This is a genomic window from Rhizobium sp. 18055 (assembly GCF_902706285.1).
In the GTDB taxonomy this organism is placed as follows: Bacteria; Pseudomonadota; Alphaproteobacteria; order Rhizobiales; family Rhizobiaceae; genus Rhizobium.
Window position 1 is genome coordinate 1 of record NZ_CACSKD010000343.1, and the last position, 425, is coordinate 425.

The 425-nt window shown below is 66.8% G+C and carries 1 pseudogene; it reads left to right on the forward strand.

Annotation, left to right across the window (positions count from 1 at the left end):
* Window positions 1-425 (forward strand): annotated as a pseudogene (locus GVL52_RS32290) (30S ribosomal protein S12 methylthiotransferase RimO); the annotation flags it as partial.

The window sequence follows — 425 nt, forward strand, 5'->3', positions numbered from 1 at the left end:
AGCCTCGGCTGCCCGAAGGCCCTCACGGATTCCGAACTGATCCTCACGCAGCTGAGCGCCGAGGGCTACCAGACTTCCAAGACCTTCGAGGGCGCCGACCTCGTCATCGTCAACACCTGCGGCTTCATCGACGACGCGGTGAAGGAAAGCCTCGACACCATCGGCGAGGCGCTGGCCGAGAACGGCAAGGTGATCGTCACCGGCTGCCTGGGCGCGCGCGCGGGCGAGGGCGGCGGCAACCTGGTGCGCGAGATGCATCCGAGCGTGCTGGCCGTCACCGGCCCGCACGCCACGCAGGAGGTGATGGACGCCGTCCACCAGAACTTGCCCAAGCCGCACGACCCGTTCATCGACCTCGTGCCCGGCAATTTCGGCGTGGCGGGCATCAAGCTCACGCCCAAGCACTATGCGTACCTCAAGATCAG